General features: G+C 27.5%; 1 protein-coding gene. It reads right to left on the bottom strand.

Annotation, left to right across the window (positions count from 1 at the left end):
• Positions 1–191: 191 nt before the first annotated feature.
• Positions 192–1,140 (bottom strand): hypothetical protein (locus tag IV513_RS15460; protein WP_209391444.1); only part of this gene is annotated, 949 nt, incomplete at its 5' end.

Here is a 1,140-nt window from a genome sequence, read left to right as displayed (position 1 = left end):
CGGGAGAAAAGGAAACTTTAGTTCAATTTTCGACCAAGCTGAGCCGATATTTTTTCCATGAAACTAAACTACAAAAAATATGTGGAATGGAAAAATAGCGGCGGCAGAAAGTTGCAGGATTTTCAATTCCAGACATTAACCCCGCATTTTGCCAATACTATGTTATCGGCAGTTTTATTTGTAGCCAATATTTAACGGTATTCATAAACTCGTAAAGTGACGTTATCAAGTTTACCATCAATCGTTTCAATTTTTTGAATCCAATTACAATAGTTATCATAAACATAATCATAACGATCATACTTAGTTCCAGATTTTGAAGTACATTTCTTTTCTATAATATTATTATTTAAATCAAACTTTTTCTCACATTTAAATTTTCCAATGGGTCCTTCATAACTATAGCTAATTTCATTATTATTGGAATTATAATTTTTAATCTCAATACTTTTCGCTTTTTTTGTTTTTGAATTTAAATTAATCCGTTCTATTTCATTACCCCTATTATCATATTTTAGAGAAATAAAATCATCAAGTAACTTACCATTTGAATCATATTGATATTCGATTACAGCATTTTTTTCTTTTTTTCTTATAACTCTAGTCTTTATATCATTTTTCTCATATTTTATTACTTCATTTTTACTTCCAAATGAATCAAAAACATATATTTCCTTTCTTAGTAATGTATTAATTGTATCTTTTATTGAATACGTCGCTTCTTCAATTTTCTTTCCATTACTGTCAAATTTGTAAACTCTTTTTATCAATTGATCTTCAATAGGTGAGTTAGTTTGATATAAATACTGAGCCATTACTTCTTGGACATTTCCATTATTATCAAAAAAGAAAGTCTCGTGAACGTGATTTCGTTTTAAGTCAGTTTTGTAAATTAGTTTATCTGAATTTGATACTACTTCATGAACAGTTGATTTATACGATAAAACTTTTCCTTTGATATTCGATTCTGCTAAAGTGTTGCCTTCATTTAATTCATTTTTACAATCAATGCCGTCCTTTTTAGTGTTTGATATTTGTCCAAACAAAGCTGTTGTTTGAAAAATAATTATGAAAAACAAAAAATATCTTTTCATTACTTTTTTTTTCTTGGTTGTTGCGTGGAAAAATTGCCGATAACGG

It is taken from the genome of Chryseobacterium sp. RR2-3-20, from assembly GCF_017808115.1.
Classification (GTDB): domain Bacteria; phylum Bacteroidota; class Bacteroidia; order Flavobacteriales; family Weeksellaceae; genus Chryseobacterium; species Chryseobacterium oryzae.
The sequence above is the reverse complement of the archived record's forward strand: the minus strand, read 5'-3'. Positions and strand labels throughout refer to the sequence as shown.